At 61.0% G+C, this 18,437-nt stretch carries 19 protein-coding genes; 6 read left to right on the top strand and 13 right to left on the bottom strand.

The window, feature by feature from the left end:
- Positions 1–28: 28 nt before the first annotated feature.
- Positions 29–1,255: an MFS transporter gene (locus V7660_RS06710; protein ID WP_335602351.1), complete on the top strand. Its 1,227-nt coding sequence runs from the start codon at positions 29–31 to the stop codon at positions 1,253–1,255.
- A 61-nt stretch (positions 1,256–1,316) separates the two neighbouring features.
- On the opposite strand, the gene rpmG is transcribed toward V7660_RS06710, so the two are convergent.
- From rpmG to V7660_RS06675, 7 genes are all read right to left on the bottom strand, one after another.
- Entirely contained in the window at positions 1,317–1,484 is a 168-nt protein-coding gene (rpmG, locus tag V7660_RS06705) for a 50S ribosomal protein L33 (RefSeq protein WP_034789743.1), read from the bottom strand.
- A gap of 84 nt (positions 1,485–1,568) precedes the next feature.
- The gene (locus tag V7660_RS06700; RefSeq protein WP_335602350.1) at positions 1,569–2,312 is read right to left on the bottom strand and encodes an NUDIX hydrolase; all 744 of its coding nucleotides are present in this window, start codon (positions 2,310–2,312) and stop codon (positions 1,569–1,571) included.
- 7 nt (positions 2,313–2,319) lie between these two features.
- A complete protein-coding gene (gene rnr, locus V7660_RS06695; RefSeq protein WP_335602349.1) occupies positions 2,320–4,614 on the bottom strand; it encodes a ribonuclease R in 2,295 nt (764 codons plus the stop codon).
- 65 nt (positions 4,615–4,679) lie between these two features.
- The gene (locus V7660_RS06690) at positions 4,680–5,402 is read right to left on the bottom strand and encodes a M23 family metallopeptidase (RefSeq protein ID WP_335602348.1); all 723 of its coding nucleotides are present in this window, start codon (positions 5,400–5,402) and stop codon (positions 4,680–4,682) included.
- Positions 5,403–5,518: 116 nt separating this feature from the next.
- Positions 5,519–8,095: a type I DNA topoisomerase gene (topA, locus tag V7660_RS06685; protein WP_335602347.1), complete on the bottom strand. Its 2,577-nt coding sequence runs from the start codon at positions 8,093–8,095 to the stop codon at positions 5,519–5,521.
- 67 nt (positions 8,096–8,162) lie between these two features.
- The gene (gene lptG / locus V7660_RS06680) at positions 8,163–9,284 is read right to left on the bottom strand and encodes an LPS export ABC transporter permease LptG (RefSeq protein ID WP_335602346.1); all 1,122 of its coding nucleotides are present in this window, start codon (positions 9,282–9,284) and stop codon (positions 8,163–8,165) included.
- Complete coding sequence (locus V7660_RS06675) at positions 9,284–10,426, bottom strand: LptF/LptG family permease (protein ID WP_335602345.1); 1,143 nt, start codon at positions 10,424–10,426, stop codon at positions 9,284–9,286. Before V7660_RS06675 ends, lptG begins: the two co-directional genes overlap by 1 nt.
- 116 nt (positions 10,427–10,542) lie before the next feature.
- Between V7660_RS06675 and V7660_RS06670 the strand changes: the two genes are divergently transcribed.
- The gene (locus V7660_RS06670) at positions 10,543–12,009 is read left to right on the top strand and encodes a leucyl aminopeptidase (RefSeq protein ID WP_335602344.1); all 1,467 of its coding nucleotides are present in this window, start codon (positions 10,543–10,545) and stop codon (positions 12,007–12,009) included.
- Positions 12,010–12,012: 3 nt separating this feature from the next.
- The gene (locus V7660_RS06665) at positions 12,013–12,483 is read left to right on the top strand and encodes a DNA polymerase III subunit chi (protein WP_335602343.1); all 471 of its coding nucleotides are present in this window, start codon (positions 12,013–12,015) and stop codon (positions 12,481–12,483) included.
- 26 nt (positions 12,484–12,509) lie between these two features.
- On the opposite strand, the gene V7660_RS06660 is transcribed toward V7660_RS06665, so the two are convergent.
- The 3 genes from V7660_RS06660 to V7660_RS06650 all read right to left on the bottom strand — a co-directional run bounded on the left by V7660_RS06660 (position 12,510) and on the right by V7660_RS06650 (position 13,792).
- Positions 12,510–12,869 carry a hypothetical protein gene (locus V7660_RS06660; protein WP_335602342.1) on the bottom strand — a complete coding sequence of 120 codons (360 nt, stop codon included), beginning with the start codon at positions 12,867–12,869 and terminating at the stop codon, positions 12,510–12,512.
- Positions 12,870–12,871: 2 nt separating this feature from the next.
- A complete protein-coding gene (locus V7660_RS06655; RefSeq protein ID WP_335602341.1) occupies positions 12,872–13,393 on the bottom strand; it encodes a hypothetical protein in 522 nt (173 codons plus the stop codon).
- A 63-nt stretch (positions 13,394–13,456) separates the two neighbouring features.
- Positions 13,457–13,792: a zinc ribbon domain-containing protein YjdM gene (locus V7660_RS06650; protein ID WP_335602340.1), complete on the bottom strand. Its 336-nt coding sequence runs from the start codon at positions 13,790–13,792 to the stop codon at positions 13,457–13,459.
- A 162-nt stretch (positions 13,793–13,954) separates the two neighbouring features.
- Here V7660_RS06650 and ndk point away from each other — a divergent pair, with 162 nt between their 5' ends.
- Complete coding sequence (gene ndk, locus V7660_RS06645) at positions 13,955–14,377, top strand: nucleoside-diphosphate kinase (protein ID WP_034814231.1); 423 nt, start codon at positions 13,955–13,957, stop codon at positions 14,375–14,377.
- A 134-nt stretch (positions 14,378–14,511) separates the two neighbouring features.
- Here ndk and V7660_RS06640 read toward each other — a convergent pair whose 3' ends face one another.
- The 3 genes from V7660_RS06640 to purM all read right to left on the bottom strand — a co-directional run bounded on the left by V7660_RS06640 (position 14,512) and on the right by purM (position 16,575).
- Positions 14,512–14,895, bottom strand: a complete 384-nt coding sequence (locus V7660_RS06640; protein ID WP_335602339.1) for a hypothetical protein — start codon at positions 14,893–14,895, stop codon at positions 14,512–14,514.
- A gap of 67 nt (positions 14,896–14,962) precedes the next feature.
- Entirely contained in the window at positions 14,963–15,553 is a 591-nt protein-coding gene (gene purN / locus V7660_RS06635) for a phosphoribosylglycinamide formyltransferase (RefSeq protein WP_335602338.1), read from the bottom strand.
- Positions 15,550–16,575 (bottom strand): phosphoribosylformylglycinamidine cyclo-ligase, encoded by a 1,026-nt coding sequence (gene purM, locus V7660_RS06630; protein WP_335602337.1) that lies wholly within the window; start codon positions 16,573–16,575, stop codon positions 15,550–15,552. Before purM ends, purN begins: the two co-directional genes overlap by 4 nt.
- A 105-nt stretch (positions 16,576–16,680) precedes the next feature.
- On the opposite strand from purM, the gene V7660_RS06625 reads away from it, so the two are divergent.
- Both V7660_RS06625 and V7660_RS06620 read left to right on the top strand, forming a co-directional pair.
- Entirely contained in the window at positions 16,681–17,700 is a 1,020-nt protein-coding gene (locus V7660_RS06625) for a hypothetical protein (protein ID WP_335602336.1), read from the top strand.
- Complete coding sequence (locus tag V7660_RS06620; protein WP_335602335.1) at positions 17,697–18,422, top strand: DnaA ATPase domain-containing protein; 726 nt, start codon at positions 17,697–17,699, stop codon at positions 18,420–18,422. Before V7660_RS06625 ends, V7660_RS06620 begins: the two co-directional genes overlap by 4 nt.
- Positions 18,423–18,437 lie beyond the last annotated feature (15 nt).

Genomic DNA, 18,437 nt, shown 5'->3' with positions numbered 1-18,437 from the left:
GCGGGCGGTGCGCCCCAATGCGCTGCACATGACTGACCGGTTCTCGGCATTTCGCCATTCCTCCTATCGCAGATATTTCCTGTCGCGCTTCATGACCTCGCTTGCGGCGCAGATCGTCTCCGTCGCCGTGGCGTGGCAGATGTATGATGTCACCCAGAACGCGGCGCTGCTCGGCTGGATCGGCCTCGTCCAGTTCCTGCCGGCCTTGCTGCTGGTCGTTGTCACGGGCGTAGCATCTGACCGGCTGGGGCGCCGGAACGTCATGGGCGCGTCGGTCAGTGTGGAGTTGCTGTGCGCCGGGGTGATCCTTGGGCTGGCGCTGACGGGCCGGTTCGACCCGCTGGTCGTACTCGCGACGCTCACGGTGTTTGGCGTTGCCCGGGCATTTTACACGCCCGCTTCGTCCAGCCTTGCCGTCAACCTGGTGCCGCGTGAGGACTTCGCGAATGCCGTCGGCTGGTTGGCGTCATCGTGGCAGGCGGCGTCGATCCTGGGGCCGGTTGCGGGTGGTTTGCTCTATGGCGTGGGGGCGGGGTTTGCCTATGGAACGGCTGTCAGCCTGTTCGCGGTAGCGGCCATCCTCATCTTCTCCATACCGAAGCCTCCCCAGCGTATTGAACGCGAACCAACCACGCTCGGCGTCCTGCTGGGGGGCTTCAAATACGTCTTCAACCAGAAAGTCGTGCTGGGGGCGATCTCGCTCGATCTGTTCGCTGTATTGCTCGGCGGTGCGGTCGCCCTGCTGCCAATCTATGCGCGGGACATTCTGGAGATCGGTGAAGAGGGGCTTGGCTTGTTGCGGGCGGCGCCCGGCATTGGCGCGCTGATCATGCTGGCGATCATCACGGCGTTTCCGATCAAGGATCATGCCGGCCTGATTCTTTTCATATCCGTCGCGTTGTTCGGTATTTCGACCGTCGTGTTCGGCTATTCGAATGTCGTCTGGCTCTCGATTGTCGCGCTCGTCTTTGTCGGGGCATTCGACATGGTGTCGGTTTATATCCGCGAAATCCTGCTGCAGCTCTGGACCCCCGACCAGGTGAGAGGGCGGGTGAATGCAGTGAATTCGATTTTCCTCGGGGCGTCCAATGAGCTGGGCGAGGCTCGGGCTGGTTTCATGGCCGCCAAATGGGGCGCCGTCTTCACGGTCGTGGCGGGCGGCTACGCGGCGGTGGGCGTCGCGGCGGCGTGGTCAGTCCTGTTCCCCGGCATCCGCAAGACGCGTGACCTGCATCATGGCGTGCCGGAGGACTAGGCAACAAAAAACCCGCTCTTGTGGAGCGGGCTTTTCGAAACAATGCATGAAAACAAGGATCTTACTTGATCTTGCCTTCTTTGAACTCGACGTGTTTCTTGGCAACCGGGTCGTACTTACGCTTGACCATTTTCTCGGTCATGTTGCGTGGGTTTTTCTTCGTCACGTAGAAGAAACCGGTGTCGGCCGTCGAATTGAGGCGGATCTTGATGGTGGCTGGTTTGGCCATGACGAATGCTCGCTTGTGTTAGCGTCTGAAACTGGAAAGCGGCTTAATGGCGATGTGCGCGTCGGAAGTCAAGCGCCATTGCTGCTAGAGGCGGTCGGTCGAATGTCCGCTACGGGTCCAGCGCAGGAAGGGCGGGCCGCGGTTCAGTGACGGCTTGTCCAGTCTTTCCTCGATTTCCCCCAGCATGAAGCGGGTAACATTGGGCAGATCGAGCGCGAGCGCATCTTTCAGTGTCACCCATTGCAGGTCTGACAATTCCGCGCCGTCGACAGGTGGACGCTCGTCGATCAGGGCTTCTTCGGCATTCGCCATGAAGAATCGGGCATCGAATCGCTTCGGCCTATAGGGGGGCGTAATGGCGCGGCCAATGAAGGTCAGGGGCGTAAGATGCGGCGCGGCATCGAGGGCGTGGAAGCGTTTCCAGCCCTCCACATAGCGCTCCGGCATCTCGGCTTCTCGCGCGACCAGCAGGCCGGTCTCCTCAAACGTCTCACGGATGGCCGTCAGGCCGAACGCGCGTGGCTTCCGGCGGGTCTGGATGCGCAGCAGGCGCTCCTGCTGGGGCGCAAACTCACAATAGGAGACAGCCTTGCCGTCCTGTGGATCCACACGCCCGCCGGGAAAAACATATTTGTCCGGCATGAAGGCGTGCCGGGCCGACCGCTTGCCCATCAGGACGCGGGGTTGCGCCGCATCCCGGCGCACCAGGATCAGGGTTGCCGCATCTTTCGGGCGAGGGCTGCGCTTGCGAGTCTCGATGACATCGCCATCGTCTTCCTTGTCAAACGCAGAGCCCATCAGCGTATCTGAATGCGGATTCGAATTCATGTCCACGCTATTTCCGGCTCTTGCGCTTGTGCTTGGGCAGCGTCTTCTTGCTGAACTTCCCTTTGCCAGGGCCCTTGCCGGTGGGCTTGCCAGGACCGGTTTTCCGGCGAGGCGGTCGACCACCGCCCGTATTGTGGCTCTGACGGGCCTCCCGGCGGCCCTCCGGGGCCGGCATGGGTTCGGACAACATTTCCAGCAGGAGGCCGCCCTGCAAGGGTGTGACCTCTTTCAGCTTCACGCGGACGATCTGGCCGAGGCCATAGGTCTTGCCTGACCCGCGCGCATAGATCTGCATCGCGGCATCATCCAGCACCCAGTAATCATCCGAGATGGACGAGATCGGCACGAACCCATCCGCGCCGGAGCCCGCAAGGGCGATGAACAGGCCCGCGCCCGTGACGCCGGTGATCCGCCCTTCGAACTCGCTGCCGACACGGTCTGCGAGGAAGATGGCGAGGTAGCGGTCGGTCGCTTCGCGCTCGGCGGCCATGGAGCGGCGCTCGGTATCGGAAATGTGTTGCGCCATTTCTTCCAGCCGTACCGACATGTCCTTGGACAGGCCGTCCGGGCCAAGCCCGAGCGAGGCGATCAGCGCGCGGTGCACGATCAGATCGGCATAACGCCGGATGGGCGAAGTAAAGTGCGCATACCGGACGAGGTTGAGGCCGAAATGGCCGAGATTCTCTTCCGAATAGATCGCCTGAGCCTGCGTCCGCAGCACCATTTGCGTGACCATCTGGTCATAGTCGCCTTCCCGGATCTCTCCCAGCAGGCGGTTGAAATTCTCGGTCTGCGGGCGCTGGCCGATATTCCATTTCATGTCGATGGTCTGCAGGAATTCCGCAAAGGCCGCGATCTTGGCATCCGTCGGCGTGTCGTGGACCCGATAGATCAGCGGGCTTTTCTGCTTCTCCAGGGTTTCAGCCGCAGCCACGTTTGCCTGGATCATGAATTCTTCGATCAGGCGGTGCGCGTCGAGGCGTTCCTTGGTGATGATGCCTTCGATTTCGCCATCCTTGGAAAACAGGATACGGCGCTCGGGCAGGTCGAGGTCCAGCGGTGAACGGTCGTCCCGTGCCTTCGAGAGTGCCGCATAGGCGCCCCAGAGCGGCTTCAGGACGGTTTCCAGCATGTCGCCAGCTTTGCCGCCCGGCTTGCCGTCAATCGCCGCCTGAGCCTCCTCATAGGAGAGCTTGGCTGCGGACTTCATCATGCCGCGAATGAAGCGGTGCGAGCGCTTGGAGCCCGACTTGTCGAAGATCATTTCCACCGCCATGCAGCGGCGCAGCTCGCCCTCGCGCAGGGAGCATTCATCTGCCGACAATTCAAACGGCAGCATCGGCACCACGCGGTCCGGGAAATAGGTGGAGTTGCCGCGCTTGAGGGCTTCGCGGTCGAGCGGCGAATCCGGCGTGACGAAGGCGGCCACGTCCGCGATGGCGACGATCACGCGCCAGCCATCGTCGAGCTGTTCGGCATACACGGCATCATCATGGTCGCGCGCATCATGCGGGTCGATGGTGATCAGCGGGATCTGCGTCAGATCCTCACGTTCGGCGGGGGCAGGCTTCGGATTGCGGGCCTGTTCCAGCGCGGCTTCCGGAAACTCGACCGGAATGCCGTGGGCATGGATGGCCAACAGGCTGGCCGAGCGGGGATCGCTGATATGGCCGATCACTTCGCGGATCACGCCGAGATTGGGACCATATTGCCGGCGGCCTTGTGGCTTTGGCGTCGTGATGACGAGATCGCCATCCTCGGCGCCATTGCGGTCGGCTTCCTGGATCAGGAATTCGCGGCGTTCCTTGCGGTTGGCCGGGGTGACCTTGCCGCCGCGCGGACCTTGCGAATACATGCCGACGAGCGAATTGGTCAGCTGTTTTTCCAGCACGGTCAGCGCGCGGGCCTGCCAGTCGCCATCGACCTGGGTGATCTTGCACAGCGCGCGGTCGCCTTCGCCGGGCTCGGTGGCCTCGCCTTTCTGTTTACCGGACAGGCCGGAATAGATGATGTCCGGCCCAAACGGGCCATTGTCACCGAGGGCCTTGCCGATCAGGTCGCCATTCTCGTCAGTATGGGTAAATTGGACAACGCCGGTCGAAGGGGGCCGATCCGCTTGGGACCAGGCACGTTTGCCTGTCCGCTCCAGCGTGCCATCGGCCTCCAACTCCTTCAGGATTTCGCGCAGCACGGCGCGCTCGCGGCCTTTTACGTGCAGGCCGCGGGCAATGTCCTGTTTGGTCGTTGCGTTCGGATTGTCTCGAATGAAATCGAGCACTGTTTTCTTATCTGGGAAACTCATACGGCCCATATAGGGGGACTCGCGGAAAAATGCGCGGGGGTTTTATGCAGCGCGCGATTTCAGGGTCATTCGACAGCTTCCGGCAGGGACATCACATCTACTGGTGTAAGGGCGAAGGACCCAGCCTGTACGCCCCATTTCCCGGTCAGCACCTCATAGTGAAGGTGGCGGGGGATCTGATAGCCCGCCGTGTTGCCCATCATGCCGAGATATTGCCCTGCAATGACGCGCTCGCCTTCGTCCGGGTCTGCGAAGCTTTCGAGGTGGGCATAGCGCGTGAAGACACCGCGGCCATGATCCAGCACGATCATGTTGCCATAATCGCTGCGATATCGTCGCCGGCGTATTTCCCCGTCCGCAGCGGCGAAGACGGGCACCGCCTCCTGGCTGTAATAGTCGAGACCCTTGTGCACGCCGCCATTCCTTGGCCCGAACACCGATGACAGGCATCCGCCGCCGACGGGGGCGGTGGCCAGCCGGACCGTGCCTTCCGCCAGCACGAAAGGTTTGTAATCGGTCACGACGAGATCCCTGTCGACATTGGAACCGAAGCTGGGCGAAAGCCCCTTGCAGGCCGTCAGCCTGTCCAGAAACCCAGCCGGGCTGGGCGCAAGCGACAGGATGGTCGGCGGAATGACCGGCTCGGGGGCGGACGGCTCCGTTTCGACGACCTCAATGACAGTCAGGGCCGTATCGGGAGGCATAGCGGTCTTGTCCAGTTCCTGTGCGATCAGGACTGAAGCGAGCGTCACCGCTCCGAGAAAGGCGAATTTCTCAATGGTGGACATGGCCAAAAAACCGGCACCCAACGATACGTTAACAGTAAACCACTCGATAGGGATTGGAGCAACCGAGGCTTGCCCCGCTGCGGCGGGGCCCCTAACTGAATTCGTACAATTCCAGATCAGTCCTTTTTGGCGGCGGGTGCTTTCTTCTTCGCCGGCGCCTTCTTCTTGGCGGGGGCTTTTTTCTTGGCAGGCGCCTTCTTGCCGCCCTTGGTCGCCTTGGCGTTGATCAGCTCGATGGCCTGTTCCAGCGTGACCACATCCGGCGTCACGTCCTTGGGCAAAGTCGCATTGGTCTTGCCATGCTTCACATATGGCCCGTAGCGGCCTTCGAAGACCTCGATGGCGCCGCCATCCGGATGATCGCCGAGGGATTTCAGCGCGGCGCCTCCTCCTCGGGCCCCCTGTTTGGCGCGCTTGTCGGCAATCAGCGTGACGGCATGATTGAGGCCGATGGTGAAGACGTCGTTGGGATCCTTGAGGTTCGCATAGGTCTTGCCATGCTGAACATAGGGGCCGAAGCGGCCGAAATTCGCCAGGATCGGTTCATTGTCTTCCGGGTGCCGACCGACTTCGCGTGGCAACATCAGCAGTTCGACGGCGCGGTCGAGCGTGATGTCCTGCGGATTTTCCTTCTCGGCCTTGGTCAGGGAAGCGCGCTTGGGCTTCTCGCCATTCGCCATTTCGACATAAGGGCCGAACCGGCCAGTCTTGAGATAGATCATCTCGCCGGTGTCAGGGTGCAGGCCCAGCTCGTTGCCGTCCGGGTTGATCGCCGCGGCGGCGTCGCCATCGGCGCTGAACTGACGGGTGAACTTGCACTCGGGATGGCGCGAGCATCCGACAAAGGCGCCAAAACGGCCGAGCTTCATTGACAGCTCGCCTTCCTTGCAGAGCGGGCATTGGCGAGGGTTCTCGATCGGATTGCCTTCGGCATCCTGGCGCGGGAACACATAGGCGCCGAGTTCTTCGTTGAGCACGTCCAGCACGGCCGAGACGCGAAGGTCTTTGGTCTCATCAATGTCGGCGGCGAATTGCTGCCAGAATTCCTTCAGGAAGGCTTTCCAGTCGAGCTTGCCGTCAGAAATGATGTCGAGCTTCTCTTCGAGGCCCGCCGTGAAGTCATATTCGACATAGCGCCGGAAGAAGTTCTCGAGGAACGCTGTCACAAGGCGGCCCTTGTCTTCCGGGATCAGCTGTTTCTTCTCGATGCGGACATAGTCGCGGTCTTCCAGCGTCGAGAGCGTCGAGGCATAGGTGGACGGGCGGCCAATGCCGAGCTCTTCGAGCTTCTTGACCAGCGAGGCTTCGGTGAAGCGCGGCGGGGGCGTCGTGAAGTGCTGGCTGGCTTCGGCCTTCAGCAGGTCGGCATGCTGGCCTTCTTCCATCTTGGGCAGGCGGTTCTCGTCATCATCGCCATCATCGCCTTCGTCGCGGCCTTCGGTGTAGAGTTTGATATAACCATCAAACACCAGGACCTGGCCGGTTGACCGGAGGACGGCGCGCTTGTCTTTCGAGGTCATGTCGATGGTCGTGCGCTCGAAACGGGCGGTTTCCATCTGCGAGGCGACCGCGCGGCGCCAGACCAGCGTATAGAGTTTCTTCAGGTCGCCATCGCCATGATAATCTTCCGGGCGCAGGTCGAAATTGGTTGGCCGGATGGCTTCGTGTGCTTCTTGGGCGTTCTTGGCCTTGGAAGAATATCGGCGGGTCTTTTCCGGCAGGTAGCGCGCGCCATAGTTCGACTGGATCATCGACCGTGCGGCCACATAGGCCTCTTCGGCCATATTCACGCCGTCGGTCCGCATATAGGTGATGCGGCCTTCTTCGTAGAGCTTCTGGGCGGCCTGCATGGTCCGCTTGGCGTTGAATCCGAGCTTGCGGGACGCTTCCTGCTGCAGCGTCGAGGTGATGAAGGGCGGGGGCGGGTTACGCTTGACCGGCTTGGCCTCGACCGAGGTGACGGAATAGCCGCCGCCCTGGACGATTGCGAGCGCCTTGTCGGCGTCGCCCTTGTTGCCGAGCGTGAACTTCTTCAGCGTCTCGCCATCAAGGCTGTAGAGGCGCGCTTCGAAATCCGTGCCGTCCGGGGCCCGGAGGTTCGCGGCAACATTCCAGTATTCCTGCGGCCGGAACAGTTCAATTTCGTTCTCGCGGTCACAGACAATGCGCAGCGCTACAGACTGGACGCGGCCAGCCGAGCGGCTGCCGGGCAGCTTGCGCCACAGGACCGGCGACAGGTTGAAGCCGACCAGATAGTCGAGCGCGCGGCGGGCGAGATAGGCATCGACCAGTTCGCCATCGATCTGGCGGGGATGCTCCATCGCGGTGGTGACGGCGTTCTTGGTGATCGCGTTGAAGACGACCCGCTCAACCGGCGTGTCCTTCTTCAGGGCGCGGCGCTTGCGCAGGGCCTCGACGAGGTGCCAGCTGATGGCTTCGCCTTCGCGATCGGGGTCGGTTGCGAGGATCAGCGTGTCGGCCTCTTTCAAGGCCGCTGCGATTTCCGAGATGCGCTTGGAGGATTTGGAATCCGCCTCCCAGACCATTTCGAAATCATTATCAGGGTCGACCGAACCATTCTTCGAAGGCAGGTCGCGGATATGGCCGTACGACGCCAGGACCTTATAGTCCTTGCCCAGATACTTATTGATGGTTTTTGCCTTGGCGGGCGACTCGACGACGACAAGTTTCATGCGCTTACCTCTTTAAGGCGGCGAGAGATGGGCTCGGGAGACGGGCCGTGTCAAGGCCGGGGTGTGATTAGCCGTCTTCCCGATAGGCGATGAAGGTGAGCGTGCAGAACAGCACGAACAGAGGCGGACTCCATGCCGCGATGGCGGGGGGCGCAGCGCCCGTCGCCCCAAGGCTGGAGGAGAACTGTGTGAAGAAGTAGAGCCCGACCGCCGCCAACGATCCGATGGCGAGAAGCTGTGAATTTCCGCCCATGCGCTGGAGGCGCAGGCAGACCACCGCGCCGATCAGCGCCATCGCCACGAAGAGCGCCGGTAGGGCCATAAGGGCGTTCAGGCGCATCTTGTAGCGGGATGCATCCAGCCCTGCCGCCTGCGTCTGGTTGACGAAATGCGGCAAACGCCAGAAGCCGATTGTGTTTGGCGAAGCGAACTTGTCGAGCAGGGTGACCGCATCCAGCGTGGTGGGGATGGCGAGATTGTCCTTGAATTCCGGGGGCTGGTTCGGGACGTTCTCGATGACGCCTTCCAGCTGCCAGAAGCCATCGCGGAGGATCGCGCTGTCCGCATCGATCCGGCGCGCAAAGGCATAATCATTGGTCGGGCGGCCATCTGCGTAGAGGCGCTCTTCCTGGATCATCTTCACATCCTGGAGGTTCACCCCGCCTTCGCCGACCCGCTTGGCGTGGATGACGATCTGGTTCGTCTCGTCGCCCTGGCGCAGCCAGATGCCGGTATCAGAGACCGAAAGGGTCGGGCGGCCTTCATTCAGCAGGCGGTCGCGGGTCTGTTCAAAGGATTCCGACAGCTTCGCTGCGAACGGGTTCAGGACCATCATGGTGAACAGGCCAAGGACCACACCCAGCACCATGACCGGCGTCAGGAAGCGCCAGGCGGAAATGCCGCTGGCCCGGATGATAGAGAGTTCAGACCGGCGATTGAGCCGGGTAAAGGCCATCATGGAGGCGATCAGCAGCGCGAAGGGCAGGGTCTGCTCGACAATCTGGGGCAGCTTCATCAGGGACAGGTTAACGGCGCCGAGAATACTGAGGCGCACATCGCCGCCCACTGTCCGGAGTTGTTCGACGACATCAATCATCAGAATGGCGAGCAGGAGGATGCCAAGCACCAGGGCGAGACCCTGGAGGCATTCTTTCAGGATGTATCGCTGGATCTTCGAAAACAGGGGCATCAGCTTGCCGATCCGGTGGGGTTGCGGAACAGCTCAAGCGGCGGCCGCTCAATCTTGCCGAGATGGCGCCCCCGGGCGAAATAGATGTAGCTGAAGGCGCCTATTACGCTGAGCGGCGCGAGCCATTGGAGAAGGTTCAGCGCCGGGTCATTGGCGGCGGCAGACTGAAGCACCAACTGGACAATCAGGACGCCAATCGCGCCAGCTGTGGCCCAGGCGATCCGTTTGGTATAGCCCTTGCGGCTGAAATCCCCACCCAGAACGGCGAAGATGGCGAGCAAGGTCATGACAATGTTCAGCAAGGGGGTGGTCAGGCGGCTGTGGGCCTCGGCAAGCAGGGAGTCCGCGTCTTTCAGTTCAAAATAATTGGTTCGGTCGACGAAGAACAATTCATACAGATACTTGTCCGATGCCTTCAGGACGAGATCGGAGTCTTCTTTCATGAAGTCGGTCAGATCGAACAGGTATTGGTCGAATTCAAGGATCGACAGCTGGTTGTTGGCGTCGAGCTGCTGGCTGGTGGCATCTCGCAACAGCAGAGTCGGGCTGCCTTCAACCTCGATCAGCGCAGCGCTGCGTGCGAGAATGTCGGTGGGGTTCTCCGGATCGGTCATGTCCGAGATCAGGACGCCGCGGAGTTCGCCGCCAGCCTGTTCGCGCGCATAGAATGTCAGCCGGTCCCCATTGGACGTGAACTGTCCCGGCCGGATGAGGGCGGCGGCAAGATCGGCGCGGGCGGTTGCCACAGTCTCCCGCATGGCGCGCTGGGCCATGGGCTGGACCCAGAGGTTCACAGCCAGATGCGCGACCAGGCACAGCACCGCGAGCCGCATAATGGGAGAGGCGATCTGCCAGCGCGTCATGCCGGCGGCTTGCGCCACGACGATCTCGCTGTCCTTGTGGATGCGGTTGAGCGACCAGACGCTGGCGACAAACAGGGCGAGCGGGGTCAGCAGTGCGATGATCTGCGGTGCGCCCAACATGACAATATAGAAATAAGTGATCGCAGACTGGCGGTTTTCGAGGATCAGGTCGGTACGCGACAGGCCCTGGGCCAGCAGGGCCAGCATGGCGAGCCCGCCAATGATGATGACCACAGCCCGCAGGACTTCGAAAAACAGGTATGTCTGGACTTTGGTCATAAGGCGATCAGCAGGCTTTTCGCAGAATCCTTCAGAAAGGGGTGATATTTCCCTAGCTAACGAGTTGCGCAACGCGCGTCGACGTTTAGTTTCCGCTGCAAATGGAGAATCCACACATGAAAATCACATTCGCTGAGAGTGCCAAGGCTGACATCATTGCCTTTCTGGTCGATGAGGACGGCGATCTTCCAAAGGCCGCAGCCGGGCTGGACGAGAGCGCGGGCGGTTTGCTGTCCGAAGCCATGCAGGGCAGCCGGTTCAATGGCAAGAAAGACCAGCAGGCCTTTATTGTCCTGCCCAAGGGCAGCGAAGCCCGGCGCGTGGTGCTGATCGGCGCCGGCAAGACCGACAAGCGCGATGCGCGGGTTCTTGAAGGCGTGGGCGCAAACCTCTTCAAGTCACACGCCACGAGCGGGTTCAAATCCCTGGCCATTCATGCCGCCTCGGCTGATGATGCTGCCCGGATGGCGCTCGGCGCAAAGCTCGCCAGCTACCGGTTTGATAATTATTTCACCAAGCTGAAGGACGACCAGAAGCCGAGCCTTGAGAGCGTGACGTTCATTGTTGAAGACGTTCCGGGCGCAGAAACTGCATTCGTTCCGCTGAATGCGGGCGGTGAAGGCACCAAGCTCGCGCGTGACCTCGTCAACATGCCGCCGAATGACCTCTATCCGGCCAGCTTTGCAGAGAAGTGCCGCGAACTGGGCCAGTATGGCGTTCAGGTCGAAGTGCTGGGTGAAGCTGAGCTTGCCAAGCTTGGCATGAATTCGATGCTCGGCGTCGGCCAGGGCAGTGTGAAGGAAAGCCAGCTCGGCATCATGAAATGGATGGGCGGCGCCGAAGGCGAGGATCCGGTAATCCTGATCGGCAAGGGCGTCTGCTTCGATACGGGCGGCATCTCGCTGAAGCCGGGACCGGGCATGGAAGACATGCGCGGAGACATGGGCGGCGCGGCCGCTGTAACCGGCACGATCCGGGCGCTCGCTGAACGCAAGGCCAAGGTCAATGTGATCGGTCTGGTCGGGCTCGTCGAGAACATGCCGGATGGCGATGCAATCCGTCCCGGCGACATTCTGAAGTCGGCTTCCGGCCAGACCATCGAGGTCCAGAACACCGATGCTGAAGGCCGTCTCGTTCTGTGCGACGTGCTCTGGTATGCGCAGGAGCATTTCAAGCCGAAGGCGATGGTGGACTTGGCCACGCTGACCGGCGCGATTGTGATCTCGCTGGGCCATCATCATGCCGGCCTGTTCACCGAGAGCGACGACCTGGCGAACGAACTGTCCAAAGCTGGCCAAACCGAAGGTGAGCGCGTCTGGCGCCTGCCGCTCGGGCCGGAATATGACTCACTGCTGAAGTCCAAATTTGCCGACATGCGCAATATTGGTGGCCGGGCCGCTGGCTCAATCACGGCGGCGCAATTCCTGAAGCGCTTCGTGAAAGAGGGCGTGAAATGGGCGCACCTCGATATCGCTGGCGTCGCCTGGGTCGAGGGCGAGAAAGCCGCCTTCGATGTCAGCTGGGCGTCTGGCTTCGGCCCGCGCCTGCTCGATCGCTGGATCGCAGACAATTACGAGAACTAGGTGATGTCAGAGGCGCCGAAGCCTGAATGGTGGTTCTACCATCTCTCCCGCACCACGCTGGAGCAGGCTGCGGCGCCGCTGATGCAGAAATGCCTCGATGCGGGGTGGCGCGTTCTGGCGGTCAGCCCGAGTGTCGAGCGCCGTGCGGCGCTGGATGCGAGCCTGTGGACCTTCGACGAGAAGACCTTCCTGCCGCATGGCCAGGCCGAAGCGCCGGGGCTCGATCCGTCGCGCCAGCCGATCCTGCTGTCAGGCAAGCCGGACAATGTGAACAAGGCCGACGCGCTGTTCCTGATGGATGGCACCAAGGCGCCGGTCGATGCGCCTTATACGCGCTGCATGGTCATGTTTGATGATGGCGATCACGACACGCGATCGCTCGCGCGCCAGCAATTCAAGGCGGCCAAGGATGCCGGGCTGGTGACACGCTATTTCCAGCAGACGCCGAATGGCGGCTGGCAGGAAGCGGGCTAGTCTATCTCAAAGGATAAGAAAGACGACTATTTACGAAAAAATTGATCAATTGTTTCGATAAAACTGTTGGCTTTGGCGATTTCGTCGTCTGTGAAGGTTCGAGCCAGACTGTCTTCGGCGGCTGTAATATCGTCAAGTAGCTCGACGATTAAGGCATCCGTAAAGTTTCTAGCTTCTTGCCCTGCTCGAAGTTCAATTTCATTTATCAAATACAAAGTAAGCCTTTTGACTTCCTCGCTAGGCGCACTACGGATTTCATCCTCAAAAATGTCTTTAGAGTATTTTTGAAAATCCGATGCTTGCTTGATGTATCTACCTGCATAGTACAGTGCAGATCTCGCGGTCGCTTCATCGACCCCTTTAAGTAATAATGAAATATCTATCATCCTTAGCCAATCCTGATAATATCAAACTCGGACTGTGGGACATCGGCAACGATGTATTCGTAAGAAAGTGGGTTTGCCCGATCAAGTATATCAACTTTTTTGTAGTACGGAATTGCTGCTACACGGGGTATGATACAAAGCATTGGCCGAAATTGATGGGGCGGCGCATTGTCGGCGATCGCATAAATCTCGCGGACCTCATCTGAATCGATCATTTCTCTTTTTTGCATGACGTCAGCCCCCCGACGAATTCCCATTCGATTCAATTTTATTTTCGTTCCGTGACCATCTGCCCCGTCAATTTCGTTCTTGATGATATTATAAATTTCTAGTGGTGACGAACTCGGAGGAACAGTAAAATGGGGAGAAGTAAAATCGGAACCGAAATAGGGTGTACACCACATGTAATGCCGATTGGCATAGTACTTAACTCCTATTGAGTAGGCGACAGCTGTAATCGTTGAATACAGTATAGGATTAGAAATTTTCTCTATCGACAATTTATCACCAGTATGCAGGCCCATATTATGGGACTTGGCGCCCCTATAAGTTGATTCTGAGTGCAAGATGAATTCAAGTACTTAGTTTCAGGCCTTTTTCACGAATTCGGATTTCAGGCCCATTTGGCCGATGCCGTCTATCTTGCAGTCGATATCGTGGTCGCCGTCGACGAGGCGGATGTTCTTGACCTTGGTGCCGCGTTTGACGACCGAGGACGATCCCTTGATCTTGAGATCTTTGATGACGGTAACGGTATCGCCGTCTGCGAGCGGGGTGCCGTTGGAGTCCACGATGGCTGGCGCTTCGGCGGCTTTGGTATCCTCCAGGCTCCATTCATGGCCGCATTCCGGACAGATCAGCAGTGCGGCGTCTTCGTAAGTGTATTCGGAATTGCAATTGGGGCAGGGAGGCAGCGCGCTCATGGATGGGGTCCTTGGGGTCGGGTCCTTGGAAAAGATCAGGCCCCAGCCCCTAGGCCCGTCGCGGCCCATGCGCAATAGCGGCCTTCGATGCTTGCCCCGCTGGGCCCGCCCCGCTATAGGCCGCGCCAGAACCCTTTTTTCCCTTTCAAGCAGGATGTCATCATGGCTGTTCAGCGCACTTTTTCCATCATCAAGCCCGACGCCACCGAGCGTAACCTGACCGGCGCCGTCAACGCCGTCATCGAGAAAGCCGGCCTCCGCATCATCGGCCAGCGCCGCATCCAGATGACGCAGGCCCAGGCCGAGCGTTTCTACGGCGTCCACAGCGAGCGGCCTTTCTTCGGCGAGCTGGTTGAATTCATGACCTCCGGCCCGGTCGTTGTTCAGGTCCTCGAAGGTGAAAACGCTGTCGCAGCCTACCGCGAAGTGATGGGCGCCACGAACCCGGCCGAAGCCGCTGACGGCACGATCCGCAAACTGTTCGCCAAATCCATCGGGGAAAACACCGTGCACGGTTCGGACTCCGAAGAGAATGCCGCGATCGAGATCGCGCAATTCTTCTCCGAAGCTGACATTGCTGGCTAAGGCGACGCCTTCGGGCAATGAGAATTCAGAGAGGGCCCGCCGCAAGGTTGGGTCCTTTTTGTTGCGCGCAGCACAAACGGCCGGGCAGGTGGGGCCTTCCGGTAGTTTCGAGATCAGCTTCAAGGCTGGCGGAGTCATGTGTCCGGACGCGGCAGGTGATAGAGCCTGCATTCCTGGCGAAAGCCGGGATCTCTTGCTGCAGGAGGCCCCGGCATTCGCCGGGGACACGGATCGGGGGTGAGGATGATCAACTTGCCATGAACCGCTTCGCGGAATCTTCGTGAGGGCTGGTAATCGAAACCGGGACGCGCAGGTGTGCGTCCGCAGAGATCATCCGATAACTGAACGATGACGACCTGCCCTGTCGGGGTGACGGCCCAGAGTATTTGGGCGCCGGGGCCTCCGGCCTGCCGGAACCATGCTCTCAGACGCTGGATGCGCCAGAAGATCAGGGGCCAGATGAGCAGGAGATGCCAGGGCAGGCCCGGCAAGGGCTGGAAGAGGGAAAAGGCCGGCATCGTCAGTTCAGCATATTGGCGCTGCGTGTCCGACGAATTCGAAAGATGGTGAGGTGGGTGGCGGCGCCTAAGCCCGCGCCTGAATGTCCGCGCAGGCCTTGGCAAGTGCTTCCGGATAGAGCTGGTGCTCGACGGGCAGGAGGCGGGCGGCGAGGCTGTCGGCGGTGTCGCCCGGCAGGATGGGCAGGCTGGCCTGCTGGATGATTTCGCCATCATCGACACCGGGGCTGACCCAGTGGACGGTACAGCCGGCTTCGGTGTCGCCTGCGTCGAGGGCGCGCTGGTGCGTGTCGAGGCCCTTGTATTTCGGCAGCAGGGAGGGGTGGATGTTGACCATCCGGCCCTGCCATTTGTCGACGAACCAGGGTGTCAGAACGCGCATGAACCCGGCAAGGGCGATGATTTCGACGCCTGCCTCTGTGAGCTGTTCGTGCATGGCGCGCTCAAAGGCTTCGCGGTCCTTGCCATAGGTCTTGTGATCGATGGCGGCAGTCGCAATGCCGTCGGCTCTTGCCGTCTCCAGCCCTTTGGCGTCCGGCCGGTTGGACAGGACAAGGACGGGCTTGGCCGGATAGGCCGGGTCCTGCGCCGCATCCAGGATGGCTTCCATGTTGGAGCCGCGCCCGGAAATCAGGATGGCCAGTCTCAGGCGGGTCATGCCGGAGCGAGGTCGCCAAGGATGACCGGCTGTTCCCCCATCAGGCTAAGCTGGTTCATCACGATCTCGGCCATGTCCGGCTCGACGGAGAAGACCATGCCAATGCCCATATTGAAGGTGCGGTGCATCTCGTCGAGTTCGACCCCGCCGGCCTCCTGCAACCACTGGAAGACCGGGCCGGGGGTCCAGCTGTCTCTATCAATGCGGGGCACGAGATGGTCGGGGCACATGCGCGGGGTGTTTTCCGTCAGGCCGCCGCCGGTGATGTGGGCAAGGCCATTGATCAGGCTGCCCTTGATGAGCGGCAGGGCGGCTGCGGAATAAAGCCGTGTCGGGGTCAGCAGCGCTTCGCCGAGCGTGCCGTCGGAGAAGGGCGAAGCGGCGTCATAGGAGAGGCCCTCGCGCTCGACGATGCGGCGGATCAGGGAATAGCCATTCGAATGCGGGCCGGACGAGGCGATGCCGATCAGCACGTCGCCTGAGGCCATGTCGCCCATGCGCGGCAGGACCTTGGCGCGGTCGACGGCGCCGACGACGAATCCGGCGAGGTCGTAATGGCCGGGCGGGTACATGCCGGGCATTTCAGCCGTTTCACCGCCGACAAGGGCGCAGCCGGACTGGCGGCAGCCTTCGGCGATGCCCGCGACGACTGCTTCGGCGATGCCGGCTTCGAGCTTGCCGGTCGCGAAATAGTCTAGGAAAAACAGCGGCTCAGCCCCTTGGGCGAGCACGTCATTGGCGCACATGGCGACGAGGTCTATGCCGACCGTGTTGTGGATGCCTGTCTCGAAGGCCAGCATCAGCTTGGTGCCGACGCCATCGGTGCCGGAGACGAGGACCGGATCCTCATAGCCGGCGGCTTTCAGGTCGAAGAGGGCGCCGAAGCCGCCGAGCCCGCCCATGACGCCTGCGCGTGCGGTTGCCTTTGCCAGCGGGCCAATGGCCTCAACCAGCCTTTCTCCTGCCTCAATGTCGACACCGGCATCACGGTAGGAAAGGGGAGTTTTGGATGTATCGCTCATGATGACTCGCGCGTTAGCATGGGGAAAACGTCTCTGCCAGTGCCGCTTGCGGTTCCAGCCCCAGCTCTGGCTTGCTACAAGAGGTCTACACGGAGGCCGTTGACCATGATTCGTATCCTTATTGCGTCCCTTTTCGCCCTCGTTGCCCTCGGGCTGGGCGCCTCCGCAGATACGCGGGATGTCTACACGATCTCGAATATCGAAGTGGATGAATCCGCGAGCACGCTGATTGAAGCGCGCGAACGGGCGATGGCTTCGGCCCGGATCAAGGGGGCGCGCGTCCTGATCGACCGGATCACCCTGGCGGATGACCGCATGGCGGCAGGCGGCATCCCGATTGACGCCGCACTGGCCAACCGCCTGTCGGCAGCGGTCGATGTGCAGGAAGAGACGGCCGGGAACGGTCGTTACAAGGGCACGCTGGCGATGGTCTACAATCCGCGCATGGTCCGCGCGCACCTCGACTCGCTGTCGGTGCCCTATGTCGATACGCAAGGCCCCAAGGGCCTGCTGGTGCCGCTCGCCGCCTCTGCCGGTCTGGAAGCGGCCTGGCGCGAAGCGCTCGGCACTGGGCGCGATGAGACCTTGTCGCCTTTCGTGACCTCCAACAGCCCCGGTTACAGCGCGTTCAGCGACTGGATGGAAATATCGCCGGAAGCCTCCGCCTTGGGCGCCCGTCGCGGCATTCTCGCAGATTTGTCAGGCAGCGATGGCGCATGGCGCGTGACGGTCTCGACGGTGACTGCTGCCGGGACCGAACCGGTCGGGACGACCTCCTACGCCCAGACGCTTGAGGGCGCGGTCGAGGCGATGCTCAGCCTGCTGGATGAGAACTGGAAGCGGACCTCGGTTATTCGCAGTGGGGAACGTACGCCCGCCACCGCAAGCGTGCGCTATACCTCGCTCGCCGAATGGAACACGCTGCGCGGCGCGTTGGCGCGCTCACCGCTGATTTCGGAATTCCGGATCGAAGCCATCGCCCGTGACGGCGCATTGGTCGCGTTCTCCTATGCCGGGGATCCACCGCGCCTGCAGAATGACCTGCTTCAACGCGGTGTGTCGCTGTCCGAAAATGATTATGGCTGGATCGTCCGGTCTGCCGTTTCATCCTCGGGGGAACCGTGAGCCCGGCACCCCCTCACAGGCCCCAAAAGCCGAGCCAGCTGAGTCTCGGCTTTCCTGCAAAAGAACCCACGCTCGACGCGCTTCTGGTCACGGAAGCGAATGAGAGTGCGTTGGCCGTGCTGGGCGCGCCGCAGAGCTGGCCGTTTCCGGTGATCTGCCTGCTGGGACCGCCGCGCTGCGGATTATCTGTGCTGGCGCGGGCCTGGTGCCAGGAATTTGGCGGCAGCTATCATGTCGCCAAGGAGTTTTCCCGGCTGAAATCGCGCGGCCTTGCGGCGCTCGCATCCGGCTTTGTGGCGGTGGATGATGCTGATCTGGTCAGGAAGTCCGAGAATTTGTTGACGCTGATCAATTCGGCGACGGCCGAGGGCGGGCATGTGCTGCTGACGTCCAAACGCCATCCGAGCCAGTGGCAGACGCAATCGGCTGACCTGAAATCGCGGCTGATGGCCCTTCCGGTGATCGAGATCGGGGAGCCGGACGAGAAAATGCTGATGGCGCGGCTGGAATCGGCGGCAGAGCGCTATTTCCTAAAGCTGGACCCGGAGGTCATTAAGTATCTGGTGCCCCGTCTGGAACTTTCCTATGAGGCAATCGAAATATTTATAGAGAAATTGAATGATAAGGTGACCGAAGCGGGCAGGGCGCCTTCGGTGCCGCTGGCCAGGGAAGTCGTCGAAGAGCTGGGCTGGGCCGATCCCGATCAGAGGTCCATGCTCTAGACCTGAAATGAATTG

Origin of the sequence: Hyphomonas sp. (assembly GCF_036964145.1) — a bacterium.
In the GTDB taxonomy this organism is placed as follows: domain Bacteria; phylum Pseudomonadota; class Alphaproteobacteria; order Caulobacterales; family Hyphomonadaceae; genus Hyphomonas.
This window is presented reverse-complemented; position numbering and strand designations above follow the sequence as displayed.

Excerpts from the sequence above, each read along its gene's own strand:
- V7660_RS06710 (WP_335602351.1), top strand. The coding sequence starts at position 29 with ATGACTGACCGGTTCTCGGCATTTCGCCATTCCTCCTATCGCAGATAT.
- rpmG (WP_034789743.1), bottom strand. The coding sequence starts at position 1,484 with ATGGCCAAACCAGCCACCATCAAGATCCGCCTCAATTCGACGGCCGAC.
- V7660_RS06700 (WP_335602350.1), bottom strand. The coding sequence starts at position 2,312 with ATGAATTCGAATCCGCATTCAGATACGCTGATGGGCTCTGCGTTTGAC.
- rnr (WP_335602349.1), bottom strand. The coding sequence starts at position 4,614 with ATGAGTTTCCCAGATAAGAAAACAGTGCTCGATTTCATTCGAGACAAT.
- V7660_RS06690 (WP_335602348.1), bottom strand. The coding sequence starts at position 5,402 with ATGTCCACCATTGAGAAATTCGCCTTTCTCGGAGCGGTGACGCTCGCT.
- topA (WP_335602347.1), bottom strand. The coding sequence starts at position 8,095 with ATGAAACTTGTCGTCGTCGAGTCGCCCGCCAAGGCAAAAACCATCAAT.
- lptG (WP_335602346.1), bottom strand. The coding sequence starts at position 9,284 with ATGCCCCTGTTTTCGAAGATCCAGCGATACATCCTGAAAGAATGCCTC.
- V7660_RS06675 (WP_335602345.1), bottom strand. The coding sequence starts at position 10,426 with ATGACCAAAGTCCAGACATACCTGTTTTTCGAAGTCCTGCGGGCTGTG.
- V7660_RS06670 (WP_335602344.1), top strand. The coding sequence starts at position 10,543 with ATGAAAATCACATTCGCTGAGAGTGCCAAGGCTGACATCATTGCCTTT.
- V7660_RS06665 (WP_335602343.1), top strand. The coding sequence starts at position 12,013 with ATGTCAGAGGCGCCGAAGCCTGAATGGTGGTTCTACCATCTCTCCCGC.
- V7660_RS06660 (WP_335602342.1), bottom strand. The coding sequence starts at position 12,869 with ATGATAGATATTTCATTATTACTTAAAGGGGTCGATGAAGCGACCGCG.
- V7660_RS06655 (WP_335602341.1), bottom strand. The coding sequence starts at position 13,393 with ATGGGCCTGCATACTGGTGATAAATTGTCGATAGAGAAAATTTCTAAT.
- V7660_RS06650 (WP_335602340.1), bottom strand. The coding sequence starts at position 13,792 with ATGAGCGCGCTGCCTCCCTGCCCCAATTGCAATTCCGAATACACTTAC.
- ndk (WP_034814231.1), top strand. The coding sequence starts at position 13,955 with ATGGCTGTTCAGCGCACTTTTTCCATCATCAAGCCCGACGCCACCGAG.
- V7660_RS06640 (WP_335602339.1), bottom strand. The coding sequence starts at position 14,895 with ATGCCGGCCTTTTCCCTCTTCCAGCCCTTGCCGGGCCTGCCCTGGCAT.
- purN (WP_335602338.1), bottom strand. The coding sequence starts at position 15,553 with ATGACCCGCCTGAGACTGGCCATCCTGATTTCCGGGCGCGGCTCCAAC.
- purM (WP_335602337.1), bottom strand. The coding sequence starts at position 16,575 with ATGAGCGATACATCCAAAACTCCCCTTTCCTACCGTGATGCCGGTGTC.
- V7660_RS06625 (WP_335602336.1), top strand. The coding sequence starts at position 16,681 with ATGATTCGTATCCTTATTGCGTCCCTTTTCGCCCTCGTTGCCCTCGGG.